Annotated in this window: 17 protein-coding genes and 1 riboswitch; of the genes, 12 read left to right on the top strand and 5 right to left on the bottom strand. The window is 50.6% G+C overall.

All coding sequences use genetic code 11. The features are described 5' to 3' along the window. Positions 1-33 precede the first annotated feature (33 nt). The 4 genes from NST96_RS18055 to speD all read left to right on the top strand — a co-directional run bounded on the left by NST96_RS18055 (position 34) and on the right by speD (position 3,032). Positions 34-633: a hypothetical protein gene (locus tag NST96_RS18055; RefSeq protein ID WP_003386318.1), complete on the top strand. Its 600-nt coding sequence runs from the start codon at positions 34-36 to the stop codon at positions 631-633. A 300-nt stretch (positions 634-933) separates the two neighbouring features. After that, the gene (locus tag NST96_RS18050) at positions 934-1,470 is read left to right on the top strand and encodes a DUF4446 family protein (protein ID WP_003386317.1); all 537 of its coding nucleotides are present in this window, start codon (positions 934-936) and stop codon (positions 1,468-1,470) included. Positions 1,471-1,782: 312 nt separating this feature from the next. Next, complete coding sequence (locus NST96_RS18045; protein WP_003386316.1) at positions 1,783-2,379, top strand: hypothetical protein; 597 nt, start codon at positions 1,783-1,785, stop codon at positions 2,377-2,379. 248 nt (positions 2,380-2,627) lie between these two features. Next, positions 2,628-3,032, top strand: a complete 405-nt coding sequence (gene speD / locus NST96_RS18040) for an adenosylmethionine decarboxylase (protein WP_003386315.1) — start codon at positions 2,628-2,630, stop codon at positions 3,030-3,032. Between the two features lie 66 nt (positions 3,033-3,098). Here the strand turns inward: speD and NST96_RS18035 are convergent, their stop codons facing one another. Beyond that, the gene (locus NST96_RS18035; protein ID WP_003386314.1) at positions 3,099-3,722 is read right to left on the bottom strand and encodes a YhcN/YlaJ family sporulation lipoprotein; all 624 of its coding nucleotides are present in this window, start codon (positions 3,720-3,722) and stop codon (positions 3,099-3,101) included. A 137-nt stretch (positions 3,723-3,859) separates the two neighbouring features. Here NST96_RS18035 and typA point away from each other — a divergent pair, with 137 nt between their 5' ends. Then, positions 3,860-5,695 (top strand): translational GTPase TypA, encoded by a 1,836-nt coding sequence (gene typA / locus NST96_RS18030; protein WP_003386312.1) that lies wholly within the window; start codon positions 3,860-3,862, stop codon positions 5,693-5,695. A gap of 184 nt (positions 5,696-5,879) precedes the next feature. On the opposite strand, the gene NST96_RS18025 is transcribed toward typA, so the two are convergent. Then, on the bottom strand, positions 5,880-6,356 hold the full coding sequence (locus NST96_RS18025) for a glutathione peroxidase (protein WP_031932800.1): 477 nt from the start codon (positions 6,354-6,356) through the stop codon (positions 5,880-5,882). A gap of 75 nt (positions 6,357-6,431) precedes the next feature. After that, a complete protein-coding gene (locus tag NST96_RS18020; RefSeq protein ID WP_003386310.1) occupies positions 6,432-6,665 on the bottom strand; it encodes a hypothetical protein in 234 nt (77 codons plus the stop codon). A 255-nt stretch (positions 6,666-6,920) separates the two neighbouring features. Between NST96_RS18020 and NST96_RS18015 the strand changes: the two genes are divergently transcribed. From NST96_RS18015 to NST96_RS18005, 3 genes are all read left to right on the top strand, one after another. Next, positions 6,921-7,247 (top strand): YlaH-like family protein, encoded by a 327-nt coding sequence (locus NST96_RS18015; RefSeq protein WP_003386309.1) that lies wholly within the window; start codon positions 6,921-6,923, stop codon positions 7,245-7,247. A gap of 12 nt (positions 7,248-7,259) precedes the next feature. Further along, positions 7,260-7,535 carry a hypothetical protein gene (locus tag NST96_RS18010; RefSeq protein WP_003386308.1) on the top strand — a complete coding sequence of 92 codons (276 nt, stop codon included), beginning with the start codon at positions 7,260-7,262 and terminating at the stop codon, positions 7,533-7,535. A gap of 142 nt (positions 7,536-7,677) precedes the next feature. Then, positions 7,678-9,042: a hypothetical protein gene (locus NST96_RS18005; RefSeq protein ID WP_342404273.1), complete on the top strand. Its 1,365-nt coding sequence runs from the start codon at positions 7,678-7,680 to the stop codon at positions 9,040-9,042. 75 nt (positions 9,043-9,117) lie between these two features. Here the strand turns inward: NST96_RS18005 and NST96_RS18000 are convergent, their stop codons facing one another. Further along, complete coding sequence (locus NST96_RS18000) at positions 9,118-9,453, bottom strand: DUF5665 domain-containing protein (RefSeq protein WP_003386306.1); 336 nt, start codon at positions 9,451-9,453, stop codon at positions 9,118-9,120. A gap of 150 nt (positions 9,454-9,603) precedes the next feature. Here NST96_RS18000 and NST96_RS17995 point away from each other — a divergent pair, with 150 nt between their 5' ends. The 3 genes from NST96_RS17995 (at position 9,604) to NST96_RS17985 (ending at position 12,711) form a co-directional block, all read left to right on the top strand. Then, positions 9,604-10,062: a pyridoxamine 5'-phosphate oxidase family protein gene (locus NST96_RS17995; protein ID WP_024984000.1), complete on the top strand. Its 459-nt coding sequence runs from the start codon at positions 9,604-9,606 to the stop codon at positions 10,060-10,062. A gap of 92 nt (positions 10,063-10,154) precedes the next feature. Continuing rightward, a riboswitch (SAM riboswitch) is annotated at positions 10,155-10,272 on the top strand. A 94-nt stretch (positions 10,273-10,366) separates the two neighbouring features. After that, the gene (locus NST96_RS17990) at positions 10,367-11,530 is read left to right on the top strand and encodes an aminotransferase class I/II-fold pyridoxal phosphate-dependent enzyme (protein WP_171506289.1); all 1,164 of its coding nucleotides are present in this window, start codon (positions 10,367-10,369) and stop codon (positions 11,528-11,530) included. Next, positions 11,527-12,711, top strand: a complete 1,185-nt coding sequence (locus tag NST96_RS17985) for an aminotransferase class I/II-fold pyridoxal phosphate-dependent enzyme (RefSeq protein ID WP_031932802.1) — start codon at positions 11,527-11,529, stop codon at positions 12,709-12,711. The genes NST96_RS17990 and NST96_RS17985 overlap by 4 nt, the downstream gene beginning before the upstream one ends. A gap of 31 nt (positions 12,712-12,742) precedes the next feature. Here the strand turns inward: NST96_RS17985 and NST96_RS17980 are convergent, their stop codons facing one another. Next, complete coding sequence (locus tag NST96_RS17980) at positions 12,743-13,354, bottom strand: YhcN/YlaJ family sporulation lipoprotein (protein ID WP_172920694.1); 612 nt, start codon at positions 13,352-13,354, stop codon at positions 12,743-12,745. A gap of 197 nt (positions 13,355-13,551) precedes the next feature. On the opposite strand from NST96_RS17980, the gene NST96_RS17975 reads away from it, so the two are divergent. After that, positions 13,552-14,886, top strand: coding sequence for a PhoH family protein (locus tag NST96_RS17975; RefSeq protein ID WP_003386300.1), 1,335 nt, complete (start codon positions 13,552-13,554; stop codon positions 14,884-14,886). Positions 14,887-15,294: the final 408 nt, after the last annotated feature.

Raw genomic sequence — 15,294 nt, 5'->3', positions numbered from 1 at the left:
TTTACTGAGTATTCTGTGAATGGGAGGGATCTGATGCAAGACGGGAAGGAATTGGAGTATTGCAATTTGTCTGTCTGGTTTGACCGAAAAACCTTGTATGCGATGCTGCAGTTTCTGGTCAATGCAGGAGCAACTGTCACTTGGAAGGAAACCAAGGAGCACTTTCATTTACTCGTGTGCACCCAGGACGGCAGAGCAGAATGGAGACTTCAACGCGTCAACGGTGTCTACAGATGGCAGCAACCTGATTGTTCAGTCCGTGACACCCGGGTGGCCTTGATACTCTACCGCTTTATCCAGAAGGCAAAAGGACATGTCGTTGTAAAAATGCTCCATGAAAGCGGGTTGCTCATAAAGCACATTCGGTATGGAGAAGCCGTCAGAATCGTGGAGATAAAAGGAGCTGAGAAAAAAGTGATCTACGAAAAAGCTTGCAGTGTAACCATGGATCAGGTGATTGCCGCCCTCAAACGTCGTGATGCAGAGGAACGAATACCGGTTTTGCGTTTGGAACTCGATTATGAGTTGGCTACCCTGTACGATGCTTTGCATGCCAAGGATACGGCTCAGATTCGCAGATCGACCGAACGCTTGAAGCAGCTCCGCAAGGAAATGCTGCTGCTGGAAGCATAGGGAAAGCCAACCTAAGATGCAGGCCAGTGAAACGTTAACAGCTTTGCGATTACACGAAAGCATGCGAAAGATGCGTGCATGAGTGGAGGAAAGAACAAAAACGATGAAGGTCGCACATGTGAATAGGGAATGAAAAAAGCGGCATCTCATATCGAGAGTGTCGCTTTTTTTGGTTTTTGCTCCTGGGCATCTTTTTGATCGTAATGTTCGTCTTTTCATTTGAATTGGCCCAGGCAACAGATGTACAATAGAGTAGGATTTTTGGGCCCCTTGCGCCACTAGAAAGGAAGAAAATGTTACATGGTAGATCTCCTATCGCTTGCTGAAAACACGCCGTTCTTGCTCCTGGCCACCCTCGGGCTCATCCTCTTGTTGTTTTTGCTCCTGATCATGCAGTCGGTTCGTATCAACCGTCTTCGCAAATCGTTAAATCGCTTGCTGAGCGGTACAAATGGGGCTAATTTGGAGGAAGGCATGCATCGTCTCTTTGACGAGATGGATGATGTGAAAAAACGGCAAACGGATCAGCAGTTTTTGCTCAATCGCCTGTCACAGCGCATTGCCGGACAGTGCGGAAATGTCGGGGTTGTCCGCTACAATGCGTTTGATGACATCGGCAATGACCTCAGCTTTTCCTTGGCAATCATCGACGATTCCCAGAATGGTGTGGTTGTTACCAGTATTTTCAGCCGCATGGAGTCCCGGGTCTACGCAAAGCCGGTCGAACAGGGCAGCTCGCCTTACCATTTGTCAGAAGAAGAGCAGACAGCGATCAGAAAAGCAATGAATCAAATAGCTGGAAGCCCTTCTGGAACGGAAATAAAACAGGAAAATTAGCGAGTATCCGGCAGAATAGGTGAGTTCTTCTTGTGTCAGGATAAAATTCAACGGATATTCGGCTTTTTTGCGAAAATTCATCCGCTTTTCGCTCAAGACTTTTTACTGCCTCTGTAGTATAATAAAGGAGTCAAGGTTGGCTTTAAATACGAAAAGTAGGTGATCCGCCTTCAATACCCAAATCGATTTTCGATTCGCGGGGCAAGGCCAGGTTCTACAACGTTCCTTCGTTGACACCTAGCGTATCTCCTCATTTGGCAACCGTTTTCGTCCAAACGATCCAGGTAAACCAAAAGAATTGAGGAGATATTTATGGCACAGCGTTTAGCAACAAACTACGCCAAGGCCTATTTTACGATGAACGAAGAAGAGTTGAACCGATTCGTCTCTCTCTTCACCAATGAGCACATTTCTGTCGAAGTGAAAATTTGTGAAAACGGCGATCGGGACGTTTTGTTGACGGACAAGAGCGGTGCGATTCAGTTGACATTCCACCGCTTGGGCAACCGGTATTCCTGTGAAAGTTCCTACCTCATTAGAGATATGCATCTGGCTAATGCCATGCGGAAAGCAATGAAAACGTTTCGAGGCCACGGGATCGTCCATCGGATTTATGACGGATTTACAGTCGTCTATCATTACGACGAAGGTTCTGTCGTAAGCATCCAGGAGGTTTCCGGCGACGAGGAAGTGTCCATTTTTGAAAATACCGCCCCTCATGCCGCAAAGGAACTGGAAGAGCTGTTCCGGCAGACGGGAAGCGAGTGTGAGATTGACTCGATCCGGCAAGAGACGGATAGATGGCTGGACTTGCGTAACTGGGCGAAGCATGCTGCCCCGGAAAAACTTGGCATGATCGACCTTCGTTTGTGCGCATTGTCACGTCGTTTGTTTGAACTGGAAGCCTGAGAAAACTGAAGATTTTCTGCATGAAATGGGTGCTGCGGCGCCCATTTTTTGTTTCCCATGATTTTCTTTCATAAAAAGTATTGTCAACTAGGCCGAAGCATGGTATGTTTGTTTTCGTTGGAAACAGGATTAGGAACCAGGATTCACTTTAAAGGGTGGATAACAAGAGGGAAACCGCCCCCGTTAGTGAATGACGCAGGTCCTAGCGATGTTTAACATTACACTTGCTAGGAAGGGGGAACCGAAAGATGGAATACTCGACTTTCGGAAGACACGTTGCCGTTGACACATGGGGAGTTCAGTTTGACTTGTTGAACGACGCAGAATTTTTGAAGAAGGAAATGATTGAAGCTGCTGAAAGCTGTGGTGCCACTGTACTCAGTGTGCAAGCCAAGCAGTTTTCTCCTCAAGGGGCTACCGTTCTGGTTCTTCTCTCGGAAAGCCATCTGTCTATTCATACCTACCCAGAGCGTGGATTTGCGGCTCTGGATTGCTACACCTGCGGTGAGACCGTAGACCCGCAAGTTGCCATTGATTACCTGGTTTCTGTATTGCGGCCAGAAAAAGTGTACGCAAAGAAACTGGTTCGCGGTACAGGCGAATTGCAAGTGGTTGAACCGGAAATGAAACCGGCCCAGGTGGCAAGCAAGTAACGATTGGAAAAAGCCAAGAGGTGCGGAATATGTCCGCACCTCTTTTGTGTCAAAAATTGCCCGGGTTTAACGGAACGGAGCGGTTATCGTACGGCCGACATCCCGCAGCAATACGGTAAAATCGTTTGCGGCGTTTGCCAGATTTCCGGTTACCGTATTCGGCCCGGAGGTAACGGCATTGGTGGTGTTCGCCAGGCCGTTCGTCACGGTGTTGCTGATGTTTTGCACCCTGCTGTACATGTTGTCATCTGAAGTGACGCGGATGTTGAGATTTGGTGCGGCAGCCCGCGCAGCAGAGTGAACCTGGCGTTCGATGGCTTGCCTTTGCTGCATATCTTGAGCGCCAAAACGGGTCCTGACGCCGATAATGCAATCGTTCCCGTACACGGCTGCCGTTGCTCCTTCAACCCCGGGAACATTGTCTGCTGCTTGCGCCAAACGATCTGCGACATCGCGGTTAAATCCTTGGGCAGTAAAGCCGTTTTGATAATTGTAGGCACCGTAGTTGTTTGCTCCGAAATTGTTTGCGGTGCCGTTGTTAGGCTGCGCATTGTTTTGCAGGTTAGCTGGACGCTGGTATGCCAAATTGTTTGTTTGGGTACCTTTATTTTGATCCGTGCCTGCATTTGCACACCCGGATACAGTTGCCAGCACCATTACGCCAACAAGAGAATACGCCCATTTATTCATGGGGAGCCACCTCCTTCGGTTAGTATGAGCCCGCATTGCACTCGATACTCAGGAAGGGGCTGGATGTCAAAACACCCCATTGTGCCATTTTTCTCTACCTGTTAATATGGAAGGTACGCATACTAGAGGAGGTTTACATGAAGCGTCTTGACATACGCAACATCGCAATTATTGCACACGTCGACCACGGTAAAACGACATTGGTGGACAAACTGTTGATTCAATCCGGTACATTCCGCAGCAACCAGCAGGTTGAAGAGCGGATGATGGACTCCAATGACCTGGAGCGGGAGCGCGGAATTACCATTCTGGCAAAGACCACATCCATTAAGTACAACGAGTACACCATCAACATTCTGGATACTCCTGGGCACGCCGACTTTGGCGGCGAGGTAGAACGGATTATGAGCATGGTGGACGGCGTTCTGTTGATCGTCGATGCTTTTGAAGGATGCATGCCGCAAACTCGCTTTGTATTGAAAAAAGCGCTGGAAGCAAAAGTGACGCCTATCGTCGTGGTCAATAAAGTGGACCGTGATAATGCACGTCCGCAAGAAGTCATCAACGAAGTTTACGACCTCTTTATTGATCTCGACGCAACCGAAGATCAACTGGAGTTTCCGATTGTATACGCATCCGGATTGCAAGGGATTGCGGGTATGGAGCCGGACAAACTGGAAGGAAACCTTCGTCCGCTGTACGAGACGATCATCGAGCACATTCCAGCTCCGGAAGCGAACTCCGAAGAGCCATTGCAGATGCAGGTTACGATGCTGGACTACAATGACTTCCTCGGCCGCATCGGGATTGGCCGTATTTACCGCGGTGTGCTGAACGTAAATGACACCGTTGCCCTGGTAAAACGGGACGGCTCGGTTAAACGGATGCGCGTGCAAAAGCTGTTTGGATTCTCTGGCCTGCAGCGTGTTGAGCAAAAAACGGCAAAAGCCGGTGATATCGTTGCCATCGCCGGTCTCGAGGATATCAACGTAGGGGAAACTGTCTGCCATACAGATCATCCGGATCCATTGCCGCTGCTGAAAATTGACGAGCCGACCCTGCAAATGACATTCCTCGTCAACAACAGCCCGTTTGCCGGACGCGAAGGCAAACACGTAACTTCCCGCAAGCTGCGCGACCGCCTGATGGCCGAGCTGGAGACTGACGTATCCCTTCGCGTAGACGAAACGGATTCTCCGGATGCGTTTATCGTATCGGGACGCGGTGAGCTACACTTGTCCATTCTGGTTGAAAACATGCGTCGTGAAGGCTTTGAGCTGGGCGTATCCAAGCCAGAAGTAATCGTGCGGGAAATCGATGGCCAAAAGATGGAGCCAGCCGAACGCCTGATTATCGACGTGCCGGAAGAATACACCGGTTCCGTCATGGAAACGCTTGGCCAACGCAAAGCTGAAATGGTCAACATGATCAACAACGGCTTTGGCCAGGTTCGCCTGGAATTCATCATTCCGTCCCGTGGTCTGATCGGCTACCGTACAGAGTTCTTGACGATCACACGCGGATACGGCATCATGAACCACTCCTTTGACAGCTACCGTCCGCTCGTTCCGGGCAGCGTTGGCGGACGCCATGCAGGCGTGTTGATCTCCAATGAAACGGGAACGGCCACCACGTACGGTCTGATGTCCGTCGAAGACCGCGGCATCATGTTTATCCAGCCGGGTACCGAGGTATACGAAGGAATGATTGTCGGCGAGCACAACCGCGACAACGATCTGACCGTAAACGTCTGCAAAGAGAAGCACGCGACCAACGTCCGTTCGGCAACGAAGGATGATACCGTGAAAATGAAAACGCCTCGTCTCTTGACGCTCGAAGAGGCGCTGGAATATCTGAATGACGACGAACTGTGCGAGGTTACCCCGCAATCCGTTCGTTTGCGTAAAAAGTATCTGACCAAATCGGAGCGCGAACGCTACGAGAAGCAAAAACGCTATGCGTCTCAGTCTTGATTTGCAGAGGCAAACGCAATTTTGTCTGGCATGACATACTGTCCGGATACGAAAGTAACCATGCAAAAAGCCGCCTGGTAAAAGGGCGGCTTTTTCATTTTCTCAGCAAGAAATTGCTTCGGCCAAGAGGCAAAAAACATCGCAGGCATTCACCCGAGACCAATGTGTATGAACTGGTTTGCCCCTACTGCAAATACTGTTCGATCAGCCCGGTCAATTCTTCCGGCTTCACCCGCGGATCAATCCGCTTGACGACGTTTCCTTCACGGTCGACCAGAAATTTGGCAAAATTCCATTCAATGTCCTGGTTTTCCTCGTTGGGGGCGTGCTGCTTCAGATACTGATACAGGGGATGAGCATTCGGTCCGTTTACATCAATTTTGGCAAACAGGGGAAAAGTCACTCCGTAATTTCGATCGCAAAATGCCGAAATTTCTTCAGCCGTACCAGGCTCCTGAGCGCCGAATTGATTGCACGGAAAACCAAGTACGACCAAACCGCGGTCACGATAGCGCTCATATAATTCCTGCAGTCCTTTGTACTGCGGAGTCAGCCCGCAAGCACTGGCAGTGTTGACGATCAGAAGCAGGTTGCCCTTGTAGCGGGCCAGTGTCGTTTCTTCACCAGCGATGGTTGTGACGGGGATGTCGTAAATACGCAAGGATTCCACCTCTTTCAAAGAGTTGTGATCCCGTCCACTATACCACGTCAAAGGGGAGTCATTCCAGCCTGCCGGCTAAAGCAACTGTTTGATAATCGTCATTTCGACCTCGGACAAGATGATTTGCTGCACAGATTCCGACCCTTTTCGTGCGGTGCTTTGCAGGATGCGTACAACTCCCTCCGGGTTTTGGGCGATAATCGTGCGGATCTCCCCATTCCCGCTCTTTCGCCGAGAATCATGCATGACAGAATAACCGAAGCGCTCCTGCAGAAACTGCAGGCTTGCCTGTACCTGAGCGTGCTTCATGCGAACCCCTCCCGACCGCTTCTTTTCTATTGAACGTATGAAAAAAACAGGACGAGAATGCATGCCAGTCTGTCAACCTGCAGTCACAGCATTTTGACAGGTTTCAAGGCAACTGATAAAGTGATAAGGATGGGGTAAACCAGTGCAAGAGCCTCTGGGAAACATCATTACATACGAGAGAAAATGCGGGGGAGAATTCGCTGGTTTGCGAGCGCTTACCCGAAGCAGTATGGCCGCAGGGCAGGAGGGTTAAAGATGGAATGGTTTGAGGTTGTTTCTACCTATGCTCCTTCTTCAACGGAGGGACTTTCGGCTTATGACAGCTTTCGGATGTGGGCTGATCATAACCGGGTGTGGATCATTTTTGTACAATTGATACTTGTCTATTACATGGGATTTGCCACTCGTGTGCGAATGCCCATTTTAAAAACAATTTTGCTTTACGTACTGCTCTTTATCGGCGCTCTGATCTTTGGCATTCTGGATGTGCAGCTGCCTGTGAAAAGCGCCCTGCTCGTAGCGATTGCCATCCTGGTGATCGTCAAGGTCAGAATTAAGCCGGAAGGAAGCAGCAGAAAGTGAGGGGGAGCGCACGTGAAGCGTGAGGATGCATTGGCCAATTGGCTGCAGATCAGGATTGTTGCGGATGCTCGTCCGGACGATCGCTCCGCCGCTGATACTGCCGCCTTTTTTGAGGCCATTCTCAAAGAGGATCATCAGGCGAGCAACCTGACCTACGAGGCAAATGAAGACAGCTACGTGGTTTCCGTTCTATGCAATCAAGAGAAGGTCGAACGGAGATACGATCGTGAGGAGGCAGAATCCCTGCTGAGGGCAATCGAGCTTGAACCGCGATACAATGAATCATAATCACTGTTCTGAAACAAGATGGCTCCGCCTTGCATGCTTTGGCGGGGCCCTATTTTTTATTTCTGCAACTTTTCCAAGGTTGCCCTCGTCTGTAACTGTGCCCAGGGCATTGAGGGAAAACATGGAAAGGGGAAGTACATCAATGAAAAAATACATGACCAGGCCCGTGCTGGCAGTTGTGGCTGCCGCTACGATAATTGGGGGCGTAACGCCGCTGCTGGCCAATGCCAGTACAACCGGAAGCAGCAGTGCGATCAAGGTTGTCATGAATGAAGAAGGCAAGCAAGTGACTCGCTACAATCTGAAAGAGCTGGCAACAAACGATCCGGCCACGCTCAATCTGTTGCTGAAAACGCAGGCAGATCACTTGTACATTGTAGTGGACAAACTGAATCTCGACGTAAAAATGCAAACGTACATTGAGCAAAATGAGGCGGAGTGGAACCGGATTTACAAGGAGTACTATTCCGATATTTACCTCGAAGTACGTTTTGACGAAACCGAGCAGGGCTTTGTCAGCCTAACTCCAGAGACAAAAGAAAGCACCACCTACCTGAAAGGTGAAGTAACGGATGAAGTAACCAAAGTCGTGGTTGTCAAGCCAAATGGCGACAGCATCGAAGTCGTGCCAACGGCCAACGACAGCTTTTCGGTGAGCTTTGCGGCCACTGTGAGTGCGACTCCGCAATACGCGACAGTGAAAGCTTACGTCAACGACAAACTGGTCGATACCCGCGAAGTGCGGATCAACTCGGGAACTGTTGTAGATTCCGATGTTTTGATTCATACGCAGGCTGTTTTGGATAGCAAAAAGGGTGAATTGAAAGTAAACGGCATTGTAAACCTTACGGCAGGCAAAGTAGTCGTGACCTATGACGGAGACAAGAGAGGCGCCGGCGTGAAAAAGCTGTGGGACGGTGTCGGCTCCTATTCAGTCACCATGAAGGATGTAGAGGCTGACAAAGGGAAAGTATTGATTGAGGTGTACAAGGACGGCAAGAAGCTTGATTCGGAATCCGTCGATCTGCTTGTTGTCAACAAGCCGGATAAACCGACCAAGCCGGAAAAGCCGAAGCCTGCCCAATACAAAATTACCGGAACCGCCAAGCTTGACGCCAAAGATAAGGAAATTGAAGTAGAAGGGGAAATCGCAGGATTCTCCAAAAACCAAAAAGCGAAGCTGTATGTAATCGCTCCGGACGGCAAAAAACACGAGGTCAAGATAGACGATGACGGGGAGTTCGAAGTGGAGCTCTCTTACAAAAATCGTTCTTACAGCGCCAAGTCCGTCCATCTGGAAGTAGTCGTTGACGGGAAGGTCGTAGCACAAGCTGACATTCCTCACGGTACGCCAGTAAACGAAGTTGATGACGATAAAGATAAAGATAAGAAAAAGAAGGACAAAGACAAAAAGCATCCGAACGGAAATGCGTATGGCTACTGGAAAAAGCATGGCCATGACGATGACGGAGACGATGACGATAACGACGATCGCGACAACGACTAATCCGTTGCATTCTTGAGCGACCGCGAATGGCAATCTTCTTTCTGCTCCGGGCAGCTTGCCAATCATTCCATTTGACTAGGGCTGACGGTAGGTGGAGACATAATCCATCAGTTGGCTGATGTAGTCCCCGATGATGGGAATCGAGAGGAATTTGCTCAGGACGGAACCGAGAATGGCCAGTACGATGGCTGTTCCGATCGTCAGTCCCAGGCCCCGTGCCAGACCTGCCAGGAAATTGATCCAAAGCAGCTTGCGCGGGGCTGTATAATTTTGAATGACATCTGCCAGACGGATATCCTCTAAAAACATGGCGATTTTGTCCATCCGGTCATTTAATTTGCGTGCCTCCTGAATTTCTTCGAGGAGCTGGTCAATCTTTGACAACAGGCGGTCTGTGGGGCTTTGTGACATCTGGTTTCTCCTCCTGTCTCCTATGGTTACCAGTTAAGTAACAGTGTAGGGAAAAAAAGGGGAAGAATCAAGCGCATGCCGGAAAGGTTTGCCTATCTCTTCCTTGGCGGGTACAATAGACGTACAAAACTTACACAAGGAGGCTTCGGAATGGCTGAGACCGTATCCCAAACGCTTTCGGAGGAACTGTTCGGGTTGTTGCAGCAGGAGCGGTTTATCACATTGGGCACCATTGACCATGAGTCTGGGGCGCCATCGCTCAGCTCGCTTTCCTGGACGTTTGCGGCATCGCCGCAAGTCATCCGGTTTGCGGTAGACAACCGTTCACGCATCTTGACCAATATCGCCAAGCAGCCACAAGTGGTTCTGCATTTGATTGGTGCTGGCTCTTCTTATGCCATTAACGGAAGGGCTGTATTGAAGAGTGAGCGGATGGAGGAGGTTCCCCTGAAGCTGGCGATGGTGGAGGTTACCATTGAGGCGGTGCGTGATGTCATGTTCTACGGTTCCCGTATCTCCGTAGAACCGCAGTATGAAAAAACATATGATAAAAATGCGGCGGCGAAGCTGGACAATCAGGTGATGACAGCACTGCGCAAAGCGGAGTAACAGAGAAAACGGGTGAAAACGAAGAGGAAATATCTGTTGACAATCACTCGATATTTCCGTTAGTATTAGGATCAACAAATTGAATAGCAAACTTCTTATCCAGAGAGGCGGAGGGACTGGCCCGATGATGCCCGGCAACCAATTTTCCTGTTAACAGGACGATACTGGTGCTAATTCCTGCAGAGCAAATCATGCTCTGAAAGATGAGAAGGGTTTGCTTGCGGCGACGTAAACAAAGCCTTCTTTTCAAAAGAAAAGAGGGCTTTTTCATGCCCTCAACATCAAAGCAGAGGGAGAGATTGCTATGCATCTGGAAACGAAACTGGTACAGGCGGGGGTAGGTCGTGATACGATCACGGGCGCGGTAAGCTTCCCGGTTTACTATGCGACCGCTTACCGCCACCCGTCTCTTGGTCAAAGTACCGGATACGATTACACCCGTACGGCCAATCCGACACGCAAGGTGCTGGAGGAGGCGATCGCAGAGGCCGAGTGCGGTGATGCCGGTTTTGCCTGTGCTTCCGGGATGGCAGCGATTCACACAGTCATGGGACTTTTTTCTCAAGGCGACCATTTGATCGTTTCGCTTGATTTATACGGTGGGACATACCGTCTTTTTGAGCAGGTCCTTTCCCGCTACGGGCTCCAGTTCAGCTATGTTGATCTGCGCGATCTTCAGGCATTTGCGGGCGCGATCCGTCCGGAGACAAAAGCCGTTCTCATCGAGACGCCGACAAATCCGCTGATGCAAATAACGGATATCGCTTGCGTAGCCGGGATCGCCAAACGAAGCGGTTTGCTGACCATCGTGGACAATACCTTTATGACGCCGTACTATCAGCGTCCACTGGAGCTGGGGGCAGATCTGGTGCTCCATAGCGGGACGAAATATCTTGGAGGCCACAATGACGTGCTGGCTGGCCTGATTGTGACAAAAGGCGCTGAGTTGTCTGAAAAGGTCCGGTTTTTGCACAATTCCATCGGTGCAACCCTCGGCCCACAGGATTGCTGGCTGCTGGTCAGAGGCATGAAGACGCTCGCTTTGCGTATGGAGCGACATCAGAGCAATGCTCTCCAGGTTGCGCGCGAACTGCGGGAGCATCCGGCGGTCACCGATGTATTCTATCCGGGATTGGACGATCATCCCGGCTACGAGATTCAGAGCAAACAGGCGACCGGTTACAGCGGCATGGTGTCCTTCCGCGTTCGCTTCTCTGCTCAGGTGGGGCCGTTTTTGGAAAACTTGCGCATCATCTCTTTTGCGGAGAGTCTGGGAGGCGTCGAGTCTTTGTGCACGTATCCGGCGACACAGACTCATGCCGACATTCCGCAAAAAATTCGAGAATACGTCGGGGTCTGTGATCGTTTGCTGCGATTGTCGGTAGGAGTTGAACATCCGGATGATTTGATTCATGATTTGATACAGGCTCTCGATGCAAGTCTGGTAGCGGAAGGGTGTAGACGATGAAATTTGCCACGAAACTGCTTCACGGGACATCTTGTTTCGATCCGGTGACCGGTGCGGCATCCACGCCGATTTACCAGGCATCTACGTTTCACCAAGCGGATTTGGACCGTCCGGGCGCATACGACTATGCGCGGTCCGGCAACCCGACCCGGCATGCATTGGAAGAGGCGATTGCCGTCCTGGAGGGCGGTGCGCGGGGATTTGCATTTGCTTCCGGCATGGCCGCGATTTCCAGCGTGTTTATGCTGTTTTCCGCGGGCGATCATGTTGTCGTGGCAGAAGATGTCTACGGCGGAACGTATCGCTTTTTGACCAAAGTGTTGTCCCGCATGAATATTGACGTTACGTTCGTGGATACGACCTGCGTAGAGGCAGTGGAGAGAGCCGTCACTCCTCGCACTCGCGGGATCTACCTGGAGACACCTTCTAATCCGACGTTGAAGGTGACAGACATCGCAGCTGTCTGCCATATCGCAAAGGCCAAGAATATCATAGTCATTGTCGACAATACGTTTCTGACCCCGTACTACCAGCGTCCGCTTGAACTCGGAGCAGATATCGTCATCCACTCAGCGACGAAGTTCATCGGCGGCCACAGCGATGTCGTTGCAGGGCTGGCTGTTACCAAGGATGCTGAGCTGGGTGAACAGCTTTACTTTATCCAAAACGGCATGGGAGCGGTACTCGGAGCGCAGGATTCCTGGCTGGTGATGCGCGGGCTGAAATCGCTGAAAGCCAGACTGGATGTAAGCACCCAAACAGCGGAAAAGATCGCTCGATGGCTCGCAAATCATCCTTCCGTTGCAAAGGTACATTATACGGGACTAGCGGGTCATCCCGGCCACCAGCTCCAATCGAGGCAGGCGAGCGGCCACGGAGCCGTGCTGTCCTTTGATGTGGGCAGCAGAGAGCGGGCGAAGGCTTTGTTTGATCGGGTTACGCTTCCGATCGTAGCGGTCAGTCTCGGAGCCGTAGAAACCATTCTGTCGTATCCGGCGATGATGTCACATGCCGCTATGCCAGCGGCAGAAAGAGAGCGTCGCGGTATAACGGACGGATTGATTCGCTTATCCGCCGGACTGGAAGACGCTGACGACCTCGTCCGCGACCTGGAACAGGCGCTTGAAGGTGTAGAGGCCGCTTTATCTGAAAGCAAAAGCAAGGCATTCTCCGGGGCATAACCGGGAGAATGCCTTTTTATTGAGGAGCTTTTTACTGCCGGTTGACCGGTATTTTGCGATTTCCTTCCGGTTTTGCGTTGCCGCTGTTGTTCAGGCGTTGTTCGTTTTCTCTGGATGGCGCTTCCTCTTTCATTTGAACATCGCGAGGGGCTTGGGGAATGATGCGTCCGACAATATCAGCCAATTCTTCCGCAATACCCGCCACGGGCCGGCCTTTTTGCATATCAGTGGACATTTCCCGCAAGCGTTGAACGATGTCGGGATCGGCCGTTACGAGCGCAGTGGCGCCTTGGGGATCTTCCTTCAAGGCTTCTGCCACTGTATATTTGATGACCCCTACTTCAGGTCGATCCAGGTGGGCGTTGACGTCGATGCCGATAACAGCCCATTTGCCCAATACAACAGCGGTGGCATCCTTTACGTTTGGTACACGGGTGGCCAGTTGAACCAGCCGGTCTGCAGTAGCTTGTGACGATTGGTTATAGCCAGGGGACGGTGCTGTTTGCTGTACGCGCTGCGTTTCATCTGCCCGTTTCCCGGGCTGCGGTGCTGCTTGATTCCCGGGAGGCTTGTTGCCAGACATGCAGGCGGAGAGCAGCAGGCTGACACTGAGTACAAGTACGGCTGTCCGCTTCACGGTCATTCTCCTTCGCTTCTTAAGTTGCTCCCACACAAGTCATGCATGATTATCTGTATTTTGTTCTCCTGTCCACCTTTTCATGCGGGACTCGTCTATCTTCACTCTTGCCGACATAGACTGTAGTACATCACGTCGCGGCTACTGAGCATCCCACCCGCAATTGCATAGGGTATAACAGATGGGTAATAGGAGGCGAGATTTTGAAGAAAATCTACGTGCTGGACACCAACGTACTCCTGCAAGATCCACGAGCGATGTTTTCCTTTGCGGATAACGAAATCGTCATACCCGCCGTGGTGTTGGAAGAAATTGATTCCAAAAAGCGCTATATGGACGAGATTGGCCGCAACGCTCGTTATGTGTCGCGGCTGTTTGACAGCTTTCGCGAATTGGGGCATCTGCATCAAGGCATCCTTTTGGAAACGGGTGCGCTATTGCGCGTCGAATTGAACCATTCCTCGCTTGCCAAGCTTCAAAAGCAATTTACGGAAATGACCAATGACAACCGCATTCTGGCGGTAGCGCTTAACTTGCAGGAAGAAGAAAACCTCTTGCCTCAACCACGCCCTGTCATACTCGTCTCGAAGGATGCCCTGATGCGAGTGAAAGCTGATGCGCTTGGACTGATTGCCGAGGACTTTCTTTCGGACCGCGTCGTCGGCGAGTATTCCCACATTTACAGTGGTTATCACAAAATGCAGGTTGCCCCGGAAATCATCAAAAATTATTACGGCAGCCGAAAGTTGTCACTTTCCACCTGTTTTCCGCAGCAGCGTTTTTATCCCCATCAGTTCCTGGTGCTGAAGGATGAGTTGAATCCGTCCATATCGGCTATCGGGAAGGTTGACATCGATGGAAAGAATCTGGAGATGCTGGTCGCTGACGACGATCCGATCTGGGGAATCAGGGCCCGCAATGTCCAGCAGCGGATGGCTTTCGAATTGCTCTTGCGAGAGGATATTCCGCTGGTGACGATGACAGGAAAAGCGGGTACCGGGAAGACCTTGCTGGCATTGGCCGCGGGGCTTTTGCAAATTGAAGATTTGCAAACATACAAGAAGCTGCTTGTAGCAAGGCCAATCGTCCCGTTGGGGAAAGACATTGGCTATTTGCCCGGTGAGAAGGAAGAGAAGCTTCGTCCCTGGATGCAGCCGATTTACGATAATTTGGAGTATTTGTTCAATACAAAACGCTCCGGTGACCTTGACAAAATATTGGCAGGGATGGGCAGCATTCAGGTAGAAGCGCTGACGTATATCCGCGGGCGTTCCATTCCGGAGCAGTACATTATCATTGATGAAGCGCAAAACCTGACAAAGCATGAAGTGAAAACCATTTTGACTAGGGTGGGGGAAGGGTCGAAGATCGTATTGATGGGAGATCCAGAGCAGATCGACCATCCATACCTGGACGAGAGCAACAATGGACTTACGTACGTGGTGGAGATGTTTAAGGATCAGAAACTGGCTGGTCATATCCGCTTGGAAAAAGGGGAGCGCAGCGTTCTGGCACAGCTTGCGGCAGACTTGCTGTAAGTGTGCATAGTGCAAGCGAATCCGGACATACTAGGATTGTCGAACCCGATGATCCATGAATCAAAATCGGCGAAAGCCTTCCAGGAGGCGAAGAACCGTGGATGGTCATGATCACGCTCTCGATATCGATCGAACTGGCGGACACCGTACTCTTTAGGTAAGACAAACTCTGTTACGGAGGTTGAGGAGCTAAAGAGAATAATCGGTACTACCCCATAGCAACGGGTTCGACACGGCCGCTCCCAATTTGGGAGCGGTTTTGATTTATGGCTAAAAACGCGATCAGCAATCTTTTGGTAAAAAGATAGACAACGAATCGACAAATAAAGTGCTTTTTCGATAAAGGGAATATATGGAATATAGTGAATATATAGTAAATAAGGAGGTGAAAACAATGAAAAAACTGGC

The organism is Brevibacillus sp. FSL K6-2834 (assembly GCF_038592925.1).
Classification (GTDB): domain Bacteria; phylum Bacillota; class Bacilli; order Brevibacillales; family Brevibacillaceae; genus Brevibacillus; species Brevibacillus borstelensis.
The sequence above is the reverse complement of the archived record's forward strand: the minus strand, read 5'-3'. Positions and strand labels throughout refer to the sequence as shown.